The organism is Streptomyces sp. NPDC000229, assembly GCF_040300825.1.
Lineage (GTDB): Bacteria > Actinomycetota > Actinomycetes > Streptomycetales > Streptomycetaceae > Streptomyces.
Map to the genome: position 1 here is coordinate 19374 of NZ_JBEPEL010000072.1, position 14994 is coordinate 34367.

Here is a 14994-nt window from a genome sequence, read left to right on the forward strand (position 1 = left end):
CCATGGGGTGACCGACGAGACGCGGAACGAAGGAGAACATCCATGAAGGCTCGGATGACCAACCCGGCCACCGTCCTCCCCGAGACGATGCCCGCCATCCAGGACCTGATCAAGGCGGTGAAGAAGGGCGGCGTGCCGGAGACCGTCCTGGAGCTGGTGCACCTGCGGGCCAGCCAGATCAACGGCTGCGGCTTCTGCGTGGACCTCGGCGCACGCCAGGCGAAGAAGAGCGGCATCAGCGACGAGCAGCTGCACTCCGTGGCCGCCTGGCGCGAGGCGCCGTATTTCAGCGACGCGGAGCGCGCCGCCCTGGCGCTCGCCGAGGCGGCCACCCGGCTCGCCGACAGGCCGGACCCGGTGCCGGACGACGTCTGGGACGAGGCCGCCGACCACTTCGACGAGCAGCAGCTCGCCTCGATCATCCTCTGGATCGCGACGACCAACTTCTTCAACCGGATCAACGTCACCGTCAAGCAGCCCGCGGGCGTGACCGGCTGGTGACCGCCCCCGGTCTCCGCTCCGCCGGCGCTGTCGGTGGCGGGTCGTACGGTCGTCACATGGCCACAGCCGACGACGTACGCAGAATCGCGCTCTCGCTGCCGGAGACGGTGGAGAAACTCTCCTGGGGCATGCCCACGTTCCGCGCGGGCGGCGCCGGCGGGAAGATCTTCGCCTCGCTGGACGACGACGACCGGTCGATGGGTGTCACGTGCCCCAAGGAGGACCGGGAGGAGCTCATCGCGGCGGAGCCCGGGAAATTCTTCATACGCGAGGGTCACGACGACAACTACGCCTGGCTGCGGGTCCGGCTGTCGGCGCTGGACGACGAGGACGAGCTGTACGCCGTCCTCGTCGACTCCTGGCGCCAGGCCGCCCCGCGCCGGCTCCTCGCCGCCCACCCGGACCTGGGCGCCGGGCGGGATCGGCCGTCAAGGGCCTAACGCCCCAGGAACGCGGTGATGCGGGCGCGCAGCCCTCGTGGATCGAGGCCGTGTGCGGTCAGGTGTTCGTCCATGTGGCCGTAGCGGCGCAGCTCCCGCTTGGCGACGCCCAGGCCGAGCACCCGGTGCGGGATGTCCGCGAGGGCGTCGTTGGCGGCGGCGGTGGAGGTGCCGGCGAGGTACGGCTCGACGATCACGACGTCGGCCGTGCCGCCGCCGGCCATCGCCTGCCGCACCGCCTCTTCGTCGAAGGGGCGCACGGTGGTGGCGTACAGGACCGTCACGCCGAGGCCCTCCGTCGCCGCCAGGACGTTGTCGAGCATCGGCCCGACCGCCACGACCACACCGCTTCGGCCCTCCCGGACGGTGAGGAACCGCTCGCCCGTGACGCCCCGCGCCTGCCCGTTCGACTGCAGCGACAGCCGTACGTACACCTTGTCGTCCCCCGCCACGGCGTGCCGCAGCAGTGTTTCCGCCTCGTCCGGGTGGCCGGGCACATGGACCGTCCAGCCGTCGAGCGTGTCCATCAGGGCGACATCGCCCGGGGACATATGGGTGAAGCCGCCCGCCGGCCAGTCGTAGGAGGCTCCGGCGCTCACCAGTACCCCACCCACGCCCTGATGGCCGAAGTCCAGCTTGACCTGCTCGAACGGCCGCTCCACCAGGAAGCTCGCGAAGGTGTGCATCACCGGCCGCATCCCGGTGAGCGCGAGCCCGCCACCCACCCCGATCAGCAGCTGTTCCCTGATTCCGACGTTGATCACCCGGTCCGGATGCCTCTCCTCCGCCTGTCGGAAGCCGTCACGGCTGATCTCGGCGAGGACGAGCGCCAGGCGCGGGTCCTCGTCCAGCAGCCGGCTCGTGGTCGAGATGAAACGGTCACGCATCGTGTCCATGAGTGTTCTCCCCCTCTACGCGTTCTTGGGCTCGACCCGGGCCACCACGGCCCGCGGGCGCCCCGGGTGGGGGCGGGTGAAGGCGGCGTACATCGCCTCGTGGTCCCGCCCGTCGACGGTCTCGGCCGACCAGCCGGCCGCATCGAACCGGGCAGTGATCCCGCCGGGCCGGCCGTGGGTCGCCGACGCGTTGTCGATCACCAGCGTGTGCAATTGCTCCAGGCCGGCCGGCCCCGCGTACGCGATGGCCTCGTGGTTGCTGCCCTCGTCCAGTTCGGCGTCCCCGATCAGCACCCACACCCGCGGGTCGGAGAGCCCCTGGGCCCGGAGCCCGAGCACGCTCCCCACCGCCAGCGGGAGCCCGTGTCCCAGCGACCCGCTGCCGATCTCGGCCCCCGGCACCAGCATCCGGTCCGGGTGGTGGCCGAGCGGCGAGTCGTACGACCCGAAGCCGGGCAGGAGCTCCTCGGGGAAGAACCCCTTGGCGGCGAGGACGGCGTAGTACGCCATCGGCCCGTGCCCCTTCGACAGCAGGAACCTGTCCCGCCCCGGCGCGTCGACGCTCCCCGGTGACACGCGAAGCACCCGGTCGTACAGCACCCACAGGGCGTCGAGCGTGGAGGTGGCGGCCGGCCCGTGCTTCTCGTCGCCGGTCATCAGGGCCATCAGCCGGTTCAGGTCCGGTACGGAGTTCTCAGCCGTGTTCGTCATGGCACCGACGGTGCAACTTCAACCGCACTTGAGGTCAAGCGCCCAAAGCGGTTCGTGATCACCGGCAGGAGTGCGGTATTGTTCTCGTGCACGCCGGGCCGGGGGAAACCCCAGGTCAGACGGGCACCGGGACGTGGCGCAGCTTGGTAGCGCACTTGACTGGGGGTCAAGGGGTCGCAGGTTCAAATCCTGTCGTCCCGACTTGCGAAAACGCAGGTCGGAGGCCGTATCGGAGTGATCCGATACGGCCTCTCGGTCGTTTCCGGGACCGGTTGGTCCCGCGTGGGTCGGGGCGCACCCTCGGTCCGGGCGGGTGCGCCCCGGGGCGGGCGGGGTCAGCGGCCCACGCGGAAGGCGCGTTCGAAGGCGGCGAAGGCGGCTTCCTGCCGCCACTGCACGGACGCCTTGGGGCTGGAGGTCAGCAGACGGCCGCAGTCGGTGGTGACGGGCCGGCCGCTGTCCGGCCGCTGACCGAGGCAGGCGGCGTCGAGGCGGTAGCCCTCGGCGGTGGGGTTGCCTCGCCACAGGCTGCGGCCCGGCAGGAACGCGTACTCCAGGGAGGCGCGGGCCAGGTCCTTCAGCTCCGGATAGGTCAGGCCGTAGGTGGTGGCGGCGTACTGGTACTCGTGGCTGATGTCGATGCGTGAGACACCCGGGTCGTCAGTGGCCAGCACGATGGGCACACCGTGGTTCCGGTAGACGGAGAAGGGGTGGTCGTCGCCCTTGACGCCGAGGATCTGGGCGTTGCTCGTGAAGGGGACCTCGACGGCGACCTCGCGCGCGGCCATCGTACGGGCGGTGCCCCGCCAGTCGTCCTCGTGGACCAGGTCGACACCGTGCCCGATCCGTTCGGCGCCGGCCACGGTGACCGCTTCCTTGATGTGGAACTTCAGGTGCTCGGGCTTGACCAGGCCAGGCCACAGTTCGCCGGCGTGCAGCGTGATGTGCGCGCGGGGATAGACGCCGCGCAGGTGCTTCAGCATGCGCATCTGTAGCCGGTAGTTGTCCAGGGAGCTGTCCCAGTCCTCGGGCTGGACCAGGTTGACGGCCAGGAACCGGGGATCGCGCTCCGCCAGCCGCATGCCGAGCGCCATCTGTGTGAAGACCCGCTCCGGTGAACTCCCGCGTGAGACCTGCGAGATCCACCGCACGGTCAGCCGGCAGCCCGGCCGGGGCCGGTCGGTGCCGCAGCGCGCCGCGGTGCGGAACTCGGCGTCGGCGTCGTCGGCCTCCTTGCGGGCCGCGGCCACCAGCTTGTCCAGCTTGCCCCCGGCGGTCAGCTTGCCGTGGAGCCGGGCCAGGTCGGCGTCCCAGCCGACGTCCGCGGCGAGTTTCTTCGCCCCGTCGGAGGCGGGGCTGACCATGGTCTCCAGATAGAACTGGTTCTGCGCCGCCACGTCGTCGGCCACCTCGGCCAGGAGCTTGCCGCGGTGGCGCCAGGTGACCTCGCCGAACCTGCCGAACGTGTCGAAGAAGTGGTCGTGTCCGTTCTGGTCGGGCGGGAAGTCCTGCATGGACCAGGCCCGCACCAGCGCGTCGTGGAAGGCGCGGTCGGTCCGGGCGTCCGCGGCCGGGCGGGTGCCCGGCCCGCAGGGCGGCGCGACCGCGGTCATCGTCGAGGTGTCCACGCAGAGCCCGTCCTCGGCGGCCAGCCGGATCAGGTACTCCGTCGACACCGCACCCGAGAGGTGGTTGTGCAGGTCACCTCCCTTGGGCAGGTGCTCGAAGAATCCCCGCAGCAGCTGGGGATCACGCCGGACGTGCTTCAGGAAGGCGTCCGTACGCGCCTCGGCGGCGGTCCACGGGCGCAGGGCCGGCGGCCTTGGGGGCGCGACGTGGGGATGCCGGTCCGCGGGCTCGGCCGAGGCGGGGAGCGGGGACAGCAGCGACAGCAGGCTGACGGCGCCGAGAGCGGGCACCAGCAGCGCCCGGCGTCGGCGGACGGTGCGGCGGTGTTCTGTGATCACGGCCACATGATCACGGGAGTACGGCCCGCCGGTCGGAGTCCGACGCGGTACGTTGCCGAATACCACCCGGGCGAGGGACGGCGTCCAGCGACCGCACCGCGCCAACCCGCCATAGGACATGGGTCATCGGGACAGGGCCTCCGAAGCGCGGGTCCGCCGTCACTCCGGGGTGCCGGGCGAAGCGGGCCGGCCGGGCGGCGCCCGCGGCCTTCGTCCGCGCTGTTCCTCCTCTCCCCGCCCCCGCCCCGGCCGCCGACCCGGTTTGTATCCTCGGCAGGCGCGACCCACCGATGCGGTACCTGTGAGAGGACACACCATGACCACCGAGCTGAGCCCCGAAGCCCTGACCGGGCTCCTCGACCGCGCCCGCCGGGACTACCAGGACCTCGTGGGTCGCGGGCTCTCGCTCGACCTCACACGGGGCAAGCCGGCGCCGGAACAGCTCGACCTCTCCGAGGACCTGCTCGGCCTGCCCGGTGGGCGGTACACCGCCGCGGACGGCACGGACGTGCGCAATTACGGCGGACTGCAGGGGCTGCCCGAGCTCCGGCAGATCTTCGCCGAGGCCCTCCAGGTTCCGGCCGCGCAACTGCTCGCGGCCGGGAACTCCAGCCTGGAGCTGATGCACGACTGCCTGGTGCACGCCCTGCTGAGCGCGCTGCCGGGAGCCGGGACGCGCTGGGTGGAGCAGGAGCGCATCGCGTTCCTGTGCCCGGTGCCCGGCTACGACCGGCACTTCGCGCTCTGCGAGCGGTTCGGGATCGACATGATCCCGGTGCCGATGACCGCCGACGGCCCCGACATGGACACCGTGGAGCGGCTCGTCGCCGAGGACCCTGCGGTCAAGGGCATCTGGTGCGTACCGAAGTACAGCAATCCGGACGGCGTCTGCTACAGCGACGCGACCGTGGCGCGGCTCGCCTCCATGGACACCGCCGCGCCCGACTTCAGGATCTTCTGGGACAACGCCTACGCGGTCCACCACCTCACCGACGAGCCCGTCGAGATCGCCGATCTGCTCGCCGCCTGTGCCGAGGCCGGGAACCCGGACCGGGCGTTCGTGTTCGGCTCCACCTCCAAGATCACCGCGGCCGGCGCGGGAGTCGCCTTCTTCGGTTCGTCCCCCGCGAACGTGAAGTGGCTGCTCGCCCACAACGCCAAGCGGTCGATCGGCCCCGACAAGGTCAACCAGCTGCGTCACGCCCTGTTCCTGCGGGACGCCGACGGGGTACGCGCCCACATGGAGCGCCAGCGGGCGCTGCTCCGACCCAAGTTCGAAGCGGTGGCACGGATCCTCGACGTCGAGCTCGGCGGGACCGGGCTCGCCACCTGGACCTCCCCCAAGGGCGGGTACTTCGTGACCCTTCAGGTGCCGGACGGCTGTGCCAAGGAGGTGGTACGCCGTGCCGCCGAGGCGGGCATCGTGCTGACCCCGGCCGGTGCCACGCACCCGTACGGCGACGACCCGCGCGACGCGGTCATCCGGATCGCCCCCAGCTACCCGTCTCTCGCGGAACTGGAGCAGGCGATCGAGGGGCTGGCCGTGTGCGTACGCCTGGTGGGATACGAGCAGCGGGCCCGCTGAGCCGGGGGCCGGGAAGGGGGGCGCGGTCCTACGCCGTGGCCCCTTCGCACGTCCGGCGCACGGTGTCGGCGAAGGCACGGGCGAGCGGGGTGAGGGCGTCCCAGCTGCGCACCGCCCACCCCACCGACAGGGGCGGCAGCGCCGGTATGGGGACGAACACGAGCGCGTCACCGCCGTCGGTGAAGCGGCCGGGGAGCGCGGGCACGACGGCATGGCCGAGGCCGAGCTCGGCCAGGAGGATCGCGGTGTCCCAGTCGGCCACGCTCGTGTCGGAGCTGTCACGGATGCCCAGCTCGGCGAAGGCCGCGTCCAGATGCGCCCGGGAGGTGGACCTCGCCGGAAGACGGATGTGCCGGATGTCCGCGAGGTCGCTCGCCTCGATCCGCGGGCGCGCCGCGAGCGGGTCGTCGGCGCGGACGGCCAGGACCCAGGGCAGGTCGACGACCGGGCGCTGCTCGATGCCGCGCACCCGGTCGCCGATCGTGACCCAGGCGAGGTCCAGGCCGTCGGCGGCGAGCGCGTCGAAGCAACTGCGACTGGAGCTCGCCGTCTGGAACTCCAGGCTCGCCCGCGGGTAGCGGCGCCGGAAGGCGACCACGGCCTCGGACATGAAGTGCCGCAGCGACGTCGCGCCCGTGGTCACCCGTACCGAGCCGACTTCCCCGCGTACCGATTCCTGGATGCTCCGCAGGGCCAGGTCGAGACCGGCCATGCTCTGGGACGCGGCCGCCCGCAGCACCCGCCCCGCCCGGGTCGGGACGACACCGCGCGTATGGCGTTCCAGCAGAGCGACGCCGGTCTCCCGCTCCAGCCGCTTCACATGCTGGCTCACCGCCGACTGCGTACAGCCGAGGTCACGGGCGACCGCGCTGAGGCTGCCCGCGCGGCAGACGGCAACGAAGACACGGAGATCATCAAGAGTCACAGGCCCCAAGGTATCCCTTGGTGCCGGGGAGTAATTCCTAGGATTGACTTGGTGGTTGGGGCGCTGGAAGATCATCACAGGGCCCCGGGCGGCAACCCGTCCACCCTTCGCACCCCATGGGCCCTGGCGAAGGGTGGACGGGTGCCGACCCTCCGCCCCGCCTGTGCCCGCACGCCCGGAAGGACTGCCGTACCGTGCTCGAACCTGGAACCGTCGCCGTGCTCGGCCCCGGAGGCATCGGTGGCCTGCTGGCCGCTCTGCTGTCCCGCGCCGGACACCGGGTGATCTGCGTGGCCGGCGAGGAGACCGCCCGTACCCTGCGCCAGGACGGCATCCGGGTGCGCAGTGTGCAGTTCGGAGACTTCACCGCCACCGTCGAGGCCGACACGGAACTGCGCGAACAGGTCGGCCTGTGCCTGATCGCGGTCAAGCACACCTCCCTCGACGTGGCACTGGACCGCGTACCGCCCGGTGTGCTGGGCGACGACGCCCTGGTGGTGCCGCTCCTCAACGGCATCGAGCACCCGGAGGCGCTGCGTGAGCGGTACGGGGAGCGGGTCGTCCCCGGCATGATCCGGGCCGAGTCGACGCGTGTGGCGCCGGGCGTCGTCGAGCACGGCACCCCGTTCACCGAGGTGGACCTGGCCGGGTCGCCCGAGCGCCTGGGCGGCGTCGCCGCCGTGCTGGAGGCGGCCGGGGTGCGTGTCCGGATCGTCGAGGACGAGACGACGGCGCTCTGGGCCAAGCTCGCCCTCCTCGCGCCCTTCGCGCTGCTCACCACCCGGTACCGGGCCCCCATCGGCGACGTACGCACAGGCCGGCGCGACGAGCTGGTGGCGCTCGTCGAGGAGGCCGCCGCGGTGAGCCGCGCCTGCGGGGCGCCCGCCGACCCGGCGGCGGTCCTGGCGCGGTACGACGCCTTCCCGCCCAGTACCAAGTCGTCGATGCTGCGCGACGCCGAGGCGGGGCGCCCCCTGGAACTCGACGCGATCGGCGGGGCGCTGCTGCGGGCGGCGGAACGGCACGCGGTCGAGGTGCCCGTCGCGGCCCGGCTGGTGGCCGAGCTGACGGCCGGGTGACGGGCGACGGCTCCCGGTTCCGAGCCGGTCTCCAGTGGCACTGCAGGGCCGGGCGGCAGGCTGGAGGGGATCGGCGCGGCCACCGGGCCGGCCGTCTCGAAGGGAGTATCCATGTCTCAGCCGGTCGGGACCCTGCCCAACCAGGTCACCGGGGACCTCTACGCCGAGGTGCAGACCTTCTACGCCCGGCAGATGCGGCGGGTGGACGCCCTCGACATCGAGGGGTTCGCCGACACCTTCACCGAGGACGGTGAGGTGGTGCACGCCGGCGGCCGGCGGCAGCGGGGCCGGGCTGAAATGATCGCGGGCATGCGGGCCAACCTGCCCCGCTACCAGGACATCGCGGTACGGCACTGGTTCGGCCACCTGATCATCGAGACCGACGCCGCGGACGCCGATCTGCTGCGCGTCTCGTACTACACCCTCGTCACCCAGACCGACCGCGAGGGCAAGGTGACCTTCCAGCCCACCTTCACCGTCGAGGACGAGCTCGTCCGCCGGGACGGCCGGCTCCTGACGCGGTCGCGGGTCATCCACCGCGACAGCCCGGCCGCACCGTCCGCCGGCTGAACGACCGCATGGGAATGGGGCCCCGGGAAGGGGCCCCATTCCCATGCGCCGTGCGATCAGTCGATGCCCCGGCAGATGTGCGGCTCACTGCCGTCGTCGTCGGGGTCGCCCGCCAGCAGCAACAGCGGGACCAGGAAGCAGTCCTCGGGGACTGCCTCGTACGCCGTTGTCTCCCGGCGTTCCAACAGGCTCGTGACCATGTCCGTCTCCTCTCCGGTGTGTCAGGCGTGGCACGTGGGCAGCGCCCCGTGGAACGCGACCATCTCCTGGAACGAGGTGATCACGTCGATCCGCGCAGCGGGTGGCAGTCCGTCCAGCTCGGCGTACGCACGGTGCAGATTGCCCACCAGGCGCTCCGGGTCGACCAGCTCCTTGAACCGCCCGAGGTCGGCGCGGCGTGCCGCCTGGAGGGGGGTCAGACCGTCCCGCACCCCCTCCTCGGCCAGCCGCTGGAGCCACCGCAGGTAGTCCTCCGTCTCGTCCAGCAACTCCGGTCCGCCGACCGGGCCGTGGCCCGGCACGACCGTACGGGGGCCCAGGGCGCGCATACGGTCCAGGGCCCGCAGCGATCCGGTGATCGAGCCGAAGAGCACGAAGGGCGTGACGCCCGACCAGACCACGTCACCGGTGAACAGCACCGACCGCTCCGGCACCCACGCCACCACGTCGTTCGCGGTGTGCGCGGGCCCGACGTGCAGCAGCTCGGTGCGCAGATCGCCGGCGTACAGCGTGAGCGAGCCGCGGAACGTCAGCGTGGGCAGAACCAGGGGGGTCTCGCCCCACTCCACGTCCGGCCACAGCTGCCGCAGACCCAGCCCCGCCTCCGCCGAGTCGGCGCGGGTCCCCTCGTGGGCCACGACCACGGCGCGCGGCGTGAACTGCCCGTTGCCGAAGGTGTGGTCGCCGTGGAAGTGGGTGTTGACGACGAAGTCCGCCCCGCCCGGCGCGACGCGCTCGACCTCCGCGCGCAGCCGCCGGGCGCGGGCCTCGGTCGCGGCGGTGTCGACCAGGACGGTCCGGCCCTCACCGACGACGAGCCCCGCGTTGTTCAGGCACCACCCGCCGTCCGGCTGGACGAACGCGTACACCCCGTCCGCCACCGCGCACAGCGAACCCCGACCGCCCGTCGGTGCCTCCGCCCCGGCGCTCACGCCGCCTCCGCCCGAGCGGCCGGCAACCGGGTGAAACGGCCCCGGTGGAACACCAGCGGATCCGGCTCGCCCGGCCCGCCGGACAGCGCCACCACCCGGCCGATCAGCAGCGTGTGGTCACCGGCCTGGTACTGGGCGTCGAGCACGCACTCGAAGTACGCCTCCGCGGACGGGATCACGGCGTTGCCGGTGACCCCCTCGACCGCGGCCAGCCGCAGCATCGCGGCCTGCCCCTCCGACCGGTCGGGCCGGCAGAACTCCTGGGCGAGGTCGCGCTGCGCCTCCGTGAGCACGTTCACCGCGAAGCTCCCCGCACCCGCCACCCGTGGCCGCATCCGGCCGTCCGCCTTGACCGAGACGAGGATGAGCAGCGGGTCGAGGGACACCGAGGTCAGACTATTGAGGGTGATCACGGCCGTGTCGTCGGCGCAGCCCTGGGTGAGCAGCGTGACACCGGTGGGAAACCGGCCCATCACGGACCGGAATGCGGTCAGATCGGGCTCGGCGAGCATTGCGCCTGCAGCTGTCATGTTCGAGGCTCCGTCTCTGTCGGCGCGGCATGGGTGAGGAAGGGGGATCGGTCAGTAGTTGCCGAGTCCGCCGCAGACGTTCAGCGCCTGGGCGGTGATCGAGGCGGCCAGGTCGGAGGCGAGGTAGCCGACCAGCCCCGCGACCTCCTCGGGGGTGGAGTAGCGGCCGAGCGGGATCTTCGCGTTGAACTTCTCCTGGATCGCTTCCTCGCTCACGCCGTAGTGGCCCGCGTACCCCTGACGGACGCGCTGCGCCATCGGCGTCTCGACGTAGCCCGGGCAGACGGCGTTGACGGTGATGCCGCTCTTGGCGAGCTCCTTGCCCACCGCCTTGGTGAAGCCGACCACACCGTGCTTCGAGGCCGAGTACGGCGCGGCCAGCTCCACGCCCTGCTTGCCCCCGGTGGACGCGATGTTGATGATCCGGCCCCAGTCGCCGTCACGCATCCGGCCGGTGCTGAGCACCTCGCGGGTGACACGGAAGGTGCCGTTGAGGTTCGTCTCGATGACGTCGTCCCACACGGAGTCCGCCAGCTCGGCCGTGACCCCGCCGCCGCCACGGCCCGCGTTGTTGACGAGGACGTCGATGCGCCCGTACACCTCCACCGCGGACCGGACGGCGGTACGGATCTGGTCGAGGGAGGTGACGTCGCACACCGTGCCGTCGACCTCCAGACCCTCCTCCCGCAGCCGCTTGACCATGGTGCGCACGCTCTCCTCGCCGCGGGCCACCCCGAACACCGCCATGCCCTGCCGGGCCAGCAGCTCGGTGACGGCGAGGCCGATCCCGCTGGTCGCGCCGGTGACGAAGGCCACCCGTCGTCCCGCCTGTGTCATGGTGCTCTCCCGTTCCCCTAGTCGTGTGGTGCTGCTCCGGGTGGGGACGACCGTGACCGGGCCGCCTCGGGCGGCTCTCGACGACCGGTCGAGGCGGGCCGGAGCGGGGCCTTCGAGCGGTACTCGACATGGGGCCTAGCGGCCGGCGCGAGCGTGGGGGGCGTTCCGTGCGGCGACCGGCGACCGTGACCGGCCCGCCACGAGCCCGGGACACCGGGCGGCAGCAGGTGACACCCGGCGAGATCGAGCGAGGAGGCCCCGTGCCCGAACAGCAGCAGACCCTTCCCGACGTACGGAAGTCGGTGACCGTGGCGGCCACGCCGGAGGAGTGCTTCGCCGTCTTCACCGAGCGGCCCAAGGACTGGTGGCCCGCGACCCACATCCTGGTCAAGAAGGAGCGGGTCGGCCTGGCCTTCGAGCCGGGCGTCGGCGGCCGCTACTACGAGTGGGACGTGGACGGCACCGAGATCGCCTGGGGCCGGGTGCTGGAGTGGGAGCCGGGCCGCCGGCTCGCCATGACCTGGCGCATCGACCCCAACTGGCAGTCCATCCCGGACGACGAGCGGGCCAGCGAGATCGAGGTCGACTTCGAGGCCGTGGACGACCGTCACACCCGCGTGACCCTGGCCCACGTCAAGCTGAACAAGCACGGTGAGGGCGCCGAGCGGATCTTCAAGGCGCTGGACGGGCCGAGCCCCGGCGAGACCCTGGAGCTCTTCGCCAAGGCCGTCGCGAACGGTCCCCGGCCATGAGCGGCATACCGAACGGAACGGACCACGGCCGGGCGGCCGGGCACGGTGGCACGGGCCTCGGTCCGACGGCCGGGCGCGCCGACACCGGCCTCGGCCAGGCGGCCGAGAAGGTACGCATCCTCGCCGGCGAGCACGCCGCCGACGCGGACGCCGACCGCGCCATGAACCGCGAGGTCGTCGACGCGCTGCGCGAAGCCGGCTTCGCCCGGCACTTCGTCGCCTCCCGGTGGGGCGGCAGCGAGGGCTCGTTCGCCGAGCTCACGTCGGCGGTCATGACGGTCGGCGAGGGCTGTGCGGCCACCGCGTGGTGTGCCTCGCTGTCCGCGTACTCGGCCCGCTTCGCCGCGCATCTGCCCGAGGAGGGGCACCGGGCGCTCTGGGGCGACAGCCCGGACACGGTGGTCGCCACCGCCCTGATGCCGGTCGGCCGCGCCCGGCGGACGGACGGCGGCTGGCGCCTCACCGGACAATGGGCGTACGTCAGCGGTATCGACTTCGCCGACTGGACCCTGGTCTGCGCGGTCGTACCCGGTGCGGGGGAGGGCCCGCCGAAGATGCGGTTCTTCGCGCTGCCCCGCGGTACGTACACCGTGCGCGAGACGTGGGACAGCGTCGGCATGCGGGCCACGGGCAGCCACACGGTCGTCGTGGACGACGTCCTGGTGCCCGACCACCTCTCGTTCGACCGTGCGGACATGCTGAGCGGCCGCAACGCCGTCTCCGGCCTGCCCGCCCACAACGTGCCCTTCCAGGCGGTCGGCGGGCTGACCTTCATCGCCCCCGTCGTCGGAGCGGCCACCGGCGCGCTGTCCGCCGCCGCGGCCGCGCTCACGGGCCGCAAGCGCAACCAGACCGGCGAGCTCAAACTGGTCCGTGCCTCCGGCCGGATCGACGCCGCCCGGCACCTCGTCATGGAGAACGCCGCGGTGCTCGACGAGCGGCTCTTCACCCCCGGGCACATGGCGCGCAACGAGCGCAACGCCACCTTCGCCGCCGAACTCCTCCAGGAGGCCGTCGGCCTGCTGGTCGGCGCCGCGGGGACCGGCGGCCTGGGCGAAGGACACGCCCTGCAGCGCTTCTGGCGGGACGTCACGTCGGCGACCAGCCATGTCGCGCTCCAGTACGACACGGCCGCGCGGAAGAACTACTCGGCGGTGCTGCTCGGCCCGGAGGACTGAGCCACGGCACGACGGGGGAGGGGGCGTCCGGGACAGCGTGGTCCGGGGCGCCCCCTCCCCATGTCAGAGGCCAGGGACCGGGGAGGGCGCTCGAGGAAGGAGCGACTTGGCCTCCATCGGCCCTTCCTAGGGTGCTGCGTGACTGTAGCGGCCCAAGCGGAGGTGTCACCATGACTGCCCCTCAGGAGACGGACGTCTTCCCCCTCACCGGCTCGACCTACCGTGGTCCCGCCCCGCGGTACGCGGAGCTGCGCGCGGAGCGGCCCGTGGTGAAGGTGCCGACGGCGGGCGGTGTGGACGCCTGGCTGATCACCCGGTACGAGGACGTGCGCAGGCTGTCCGCGGACCCGAGGCTCAGCCGCGCCCTGGCCTGCGGCCCCGGCGCGCCGCGCATCGGCGGGACGATGCACACGACACCCGAGATGATCATCTCGCTGGACTCGCCCGAACACTCCCGCCTGCGCAAGCTCGTCGCCGGCGCCTTCACGCTGCGCCGGGTCGAGCGGATGCGGGCCAACGTGCAGAAGGTCACCGACGAGCTGCTCGACGACATGCAGGCCAAGGGCGGCACCATCGACCTCGTACAGCAGCTGGCGCTGCCCCTGCCGCTCACCGTCATCGGTGAACTGCTCGGGGTGCCCTCGGAGGACCTGCGCAAGTTCGAGAAGTGGGCGCGCGCCTTCGCCACGGTGGACGACCGGGCGGGTGGCGAGGAGTCGCTGAACGGCCTGGCGAAGCTGAGCGAGTACATCGTCGGGCTGATCGCCGACAAGCGGGCGACCCCCGCCGACGACATGCTGTCCGAGCTGATCGCGGCGCGTGACAACGAAGACCGGCTCAGCGAGCCGGAACTGGTCACCTTCGGCTTCACCCTCATCGGCGCCGGTTTCGACACCACGGCCAACCAGCTCGCCAACTCGGTGCTCGCCCTGCTGGCGGACGGCCAGGACCAGTGGCGGTGGCTGGCCGAGGACCGCGGCCGCATCCCCACCGCGGTCGAGGAACTGCTGCGGCACGTCAACCTGTTCGCCACCGACACCTCCGGCTTCCCGCGCATCGCCGCCGAGGACATCGAGGTCGGCGGGGTGACCATAGAGAAGGGCGACGCGGTCCTGCTGGCGCTCGCCTCCGCCAACCGGGACGAGACCGTCTTCCCGGACGCCGACCGGCTCGACCTGGCCCGCGAGCACAACCCGCACATCTCCTTCGGTCATGGTGTCCACTACTGCCTCGGCAAGCACCTGGGGCGGATGGAGATGGAGATCGCGCTGGACGGGCTGGTGCGGCGCTTCCCCGACCTTCGGCTCGCGGTGCCGGAGAGCGAACTGCCCTGGCACAGCGGCGAGATCAACCACACGCTCACCAGCCTGCCGGTCACCTGGGGCCGGTGACACCCGCCGGGCACGCCCGCCCCGCCTGCCCCTCCGGGGCGCCGTGAGGACTTCGCGGCGCCCCGGACGCCGTACCGGCGCCGCCCCGGGCGTGCCGCCCCCGCCGCCGTGACGGTCCGCGCACGGGCACGTGCCGCGAGCGCCCCGGCACCTGTCGGCGAGTGCCTCCGCCCTCGCACCCGGCACCCGTCCGCCCTCGCACCCGGCACCCGTCCGCCCTCGCACCTGGTATCCGTCGGCCGCCTCCGCCTCCGCCTCCGCCTCCGCCTCCGCCCCGGCACCCGGCGCCCGTCCGCCTCCGCCCCGGCACCCGTCGGCCGCCGGTCCGGCCCGGGAACCGGCCGACGCGGGACCGGGCCTCCGCACCGGTCGGCGGCGCTCCCGACCCGTACGCCCATCTGCTCGGCGATCGCCATGAAGAGGTTGTTGAAGACCTCCAGGAGGACCGGGTCGACGTCCGTGCCGACGGCACTGCGGCTCG

At 72.4% G+C, this 14994-nt stretch carries 16 protein-coding genes and 1 tRNA gene; 9 read left to right on the plus strand and 8 right to left on the minus strand.

The window, feature by feature from the left end; translation table 11 throughout:
* Positions 1 to 42: 42 nt before the first annotated feature.
* Positions 43 to 501 carry a carboxymuconolactone decarboxylase family protein gene (locus ABT360_RS27550; RefSeq protein WP_351821989.1) on the plus strand — a complete coding sequence of 153 codons (459 nt, stop codon included), beginning with the start codon at positions 43 to 45 and terminating at the stop codon, positions 499 to 501.
* Between the two features lie 56 nt (positions 502 to 557).
* Positions 558 to 941 (plus strand): MmcQ/YjbR family DNA-binding protein, encoded by a 384-nt coding sequence (locus tag ABT360_RS27555; RefSeq protein WP_351821992.1) that lies wholly within the window; start codon positions 558 to 560, stop codon positions 939 to 941.
* Here ABT360_RS27555 and ABT360_RS27560 read toward each other — a convergent pair.
* Together ABT360_RS27560 and ABT360_RS27565 are read right to left on the minus strand one after the other, a co-directional pair.
* Positions 938 to 1837, minus strand: a complete 900-nt coding sequence (locus ABT360_RS27560; RefSeq protein WP_351821995.1) for a transketolase family protein — start codon at positions 1835 to 1837, stop codon at positions 938 to 940. The genes ABT360_RS27555 and ABT360_RS27560 overlap by 4 nt on opposite strands.
* Positions 1838 to 1852: 15 nt before the next feature.
* Positions 1853 to 2548: a transketolase gene (locus ABT360_RS27565; protein WP_351821998.1), complete on the minus strand. Its 696-nt coding sequence runs from the start codon at positions 2546 to 2548 to the stop codon at positions 1853 to 1855.
* A 127-nt stretch (positions 2549 to 2675) separates the two neighbouring features.
* Here ABT360_RS27565 and ABT360_RS27570 point away from each other — a divergent pair.
* Positions 2676 to 2749 (plus strand) — tRNA-Pro (locus ABT360_RS27570).
* 134 nt (positions 2750 to 2883) lie between these two features.
* Here the strand turns inward: ABT360_RS27570 and ABT360_RS27575 are convergent.
* Positions 2884 to 4515, minus strand: a complete 1632-nt coding sequence (locus tag ABT360_RS27575; RefSeq protein WP_351822000.1) for an adenosine deaminase family protein — start codon at positions 4513 to 4515, stop codon at positions 2884 to 2886.
* Positions 4516 to 4831: 316 nt separating this feature from the next.
* On the opposite strand from ABT360_RS27575, the gene ABT360_RS27580 reads away from it, so the two are divergent.
* Positions 4832 to 6100 (plus strand): aminotransferase class I/II-fold pyridoxal phosphate-dependent enzyme, encoded by a 1269-nt coding sequence (locus tag ABT360_RS27580; RefSeq protein WP_351822003.1) that lies wholly within the window; start codon positions 4832 to 4834, stop codon positions 6098 to 6100.
* A gap of 28 nt (positions 6101 to 6128) precedes the next feature.
* Here ABT360_RS27580 and ABT360_RS27585 read toward each other — a convergent pair whose 3' ends face one another.
* The gene (locus ABT360_RS27585; RefSeq protein WP_351822006.1) at positions 6129 to 7025 is read right to left on the minus strand and encodes a LysR family transcriptional regulator; all 897 of its coding nucleotides are present in this window, start codon (positions 7023 to 7025) and stop codon (positions 6129 to 6131) included.
* Between the two features lie 194 nt (positions 7026 to 7219).
* On the opposite strand from ABT360_RS27585, the gene ABT360_RS27590 reads away from it, so the two are divergent.
* A complete protein-coding gene (locus ABT360_RS27590; protein WP_351822012.1) occupies positions 7220 to 8104 on the plus strand; it encodes a ketopantoate reductase family protein in 885 nt (294 codons plus the stop codon).
* 111 nt (positions 8105 to 8215) lie between these two features.
* The gene (locus ABT360_RS27595; protein ID WP_351822015.1) at positions 8216 to 8674 is read left to right on the plus strand and encodes a nuclear transport factor 2 family protein; all 459 of its coding nucleotides are present in this window, start codon (positions 8216 to 8218) and stop codon (positions 8672 to 8674) included.
* A gap of 56 nt (positions 8675 to 8730) precedes the next feature.
* Here the strand turns inward: ABT360_RS27595 and ABT360_RS27600 are convergent, their stop codons facing one another.
* Genes ABT360_RS27600 through ABT360_RS27615 form a run of 4 tightly spaced genes read right to left on the minus strand, consistent with a single transcriptional unit; the run spans position 8731 to position 11192 of the window.
* On the minus strand, positions 8731 to 8874 hold the full coding sequence (locus ABT360_RS27600; protein WP_351822018.1) for a hypothetical protein: 144 nt from the start codon (positions 8872 to 8874) through the stop codon (positions 8731 to 8733).
* 21 nt (positions 8875 to 8895) lie between these two features.
* Complete coding sequence (locus ABT360_RS27605) at positions 8896 to 9825, minus strand: MBL fold metallo-hydrolase (RefSeq protein WP_351822021.1); 930 nt, start codon at positions 9823 to 9825, stop codon at positions 8896 to 8898.
* Entirely contained in the window at positions 9822 to 10355 is a 534-nt protein-coding gene (locus tag ABT360_RS27610; protein ID WP_351822024.1) for a flavin reductase family protein, read from the minus strand. Before ABT360_RS27610 ends, ABT360_RS27605 begins: the two co-directional genes overlap by 4 nt.
* Positions 10356 to 10406: 51 nt before the next feature.
* Complete coding sequence (locus ABT360_RS27615) at positions 10407 to 11192, minus strand: SDR family NAD(P)-dependent oxidoreductase (RefSeq protein WP_351822027.1); 786 nt, start codon at positions 11190 to 11192, stop codon at positions 10407 to 10409.
* Between the two features lie 260 nt (positions 11193 to 11452).
* Here ABT360_RS27615 and ABT360_RS27620 point away from each other — a divergent pair, with 260 nt between their 5' ends.
* The 3 genes from ABT360_RS27620 to ABT360_RS27630 all read left to right on the plus strand — a co-directional run bounded on the left by ABT360_RS27620 (position 11453) and on the right by ABT360_RS27630 (position 14513).
* A complete protein-coding gene (locus ABT360_RS27620) occupies positions 11453 to 11944 on the plus strand; it encodes an SRPBCC family protein (protein ID WP_351822031.1) in 492 nt (163 codons plus the stop codon).
* On the plus strand, positions 11941 to 13122 hold the full coding sequence (locus ABT360_RS27625) for an acyl-CoA dehydrogenase family protein (RefSeq protein WP_351822034.1): 1182 nt from the start codon (positions 11941 to 11943) through the stop codon (positions 13120 to 13122). The genes ABT360_RS27620 and ABT360_RS27625 overlap by 4 nt, the downstream gene beginning before the upstream one ends.
* Positions 13123 to 13292: 170 nt before the next feature.
* Positions 13293 to 14513 (plus strand): cytochrome P450, encoded by a 1221-nt coding sequence (locus ABT360_RS27630; protein WP_351822036.1) that lies wholly within the window; start codon positions 13293 to 13295, stop codon positions 14511 to 14513.
* Positions 14514 to 14994: the final 481 nt, after the last annotated feature.